The organism is Polaromonas sp. P1_G4 (genome assembly GCF_056405475.1).
The window spans coordinates 1-1,209 of record NZ_JBFUCA010000839.1 but is presented as its reverse complement, the minus strand read 5'-3'; the positions used below and the strand labels follow the sequence as shown (position 1 = coordinate 1,209).

Here is a 1,209-nt window from a genome sequence, read left to right as displayed (position 1 = left end):
AGTGAGAGTCTTTAAGTACTTGCTGGTGTTTTTTGCTGCTCAGCCACTAATAGTCATACCAATTGCATACAAGTTCTTTCGACATGCCCTCTAACAATTTGTGATGTTAAGCAAACCCTCCCCTAATTGGGCGTCCGCCCGCTTCGTGGGCTCCTGGCGCAAGTAGCCGGTTACCTCTACGCTACCCGTCATGAAGGTCATAATCACGCGGAAYCCCGGCTGGTATGGCAAGTTTGTACCGATGGATATCCTTTGCAACGGCCGGCGCCTCGCGTACATTCGAGAGAAGGAAACCGTGCACGTTCAACTTGAGCAAGCTGATATACCAGCGAAGTTGGAACTGCGGATGCAGCAAATGGTTGGCAGCCCAACGATCGAGATATCTCGTGTGTCTTCCGATTTACACCTTGAATGCGGCGCGAACAACTGGACTCTATTGGACTTTTTTGATCTCTCCCTCCTGTCAGGCCTCAAGAACGAGGTCTTCTACTTCAGGAAGGTGGTGCCCGAGTGAACGCGTGCCACCGTCAATGAGACTTACCTTGCGGCGAATCGTCATTTCTCAGGCGTCACGTCGGGACATTCACACGATGACAGCCAACCCTTCCTTCAAGCGGACGTGCCTATGGCACGCCGCCAAAGTCAAAACGTTAGGCCTCACAATGCACTCTGGTCAAATTTATCCTTCTCTTGCTAGCGTGCTTGAAGAGTGGGGGGGCGCGACCGCTGCATGTGTTGGCTGCGCGTATCGGAGCACCGGCAGAGATCAGCGACCTTGAAGTTGATGGAGAGCTTGTTCGAATCGAGACTTCCGTGACTTGGGCTGAGGCTAAGCACAAGGCCGTCATGATTGAAGCCGTGGCGTACGGTCCGGCCACTTGGCTCACAGAACGTGTCGCTGAAAGGCTGCGCGTTGGGTGGAAGCCGGATGCGGGAGGTGGTGATGCTTAACCCGTCAGCCAACACGGCCCCGCCTGCAGAAGGTGGCTTCGCGTCGAAAGGCGTGGTCCGGTCATTTTTACGTTATGTCTCACAATGACGGTTTGGAAGAGTTGTCGGCCACCTTGCGCTCGGCGGGTGTCGAGCACGCCCTGTACCACGACTGCATCTGGATCACCCTGCCGCAAATCCAAGGCCACGTTGAAATCAAGTCTTGGGGCCAGCAGGGTCGAACGGCCCAGCTTGCCATGAATCGCCAGTGGTTCTCAT

Annotated in this window: 2 protein-coding genes; both read left to right on the top strand. The window is 54.9% G+C overall.

Going from position 1 to position 1,209, the window contains the following annotated elements:
• Positions 1 to 190: 190 nt before the first annotated feature.
• Positions 191 to 514 (top strand): hypothetical protein, encoded by a 324-nt coding sequence (locus tag AC1D1X_RS23830; RefSeq protein WP_477668255.1) that lies wholly within the window; start codon positions 191 to 193, stop codon positions 512 to 514.
• A gap of 511 nt (positions 515 to 1,025) precedes the next feature.
• A partial coding sequence (locus AC1D1X_RS23825; RefSeq protein WP_477699414.1) for a hypothetical protein occupies positions 1,026 to 1,209 on the top strand: 184 nt, incomplete at its 3' end.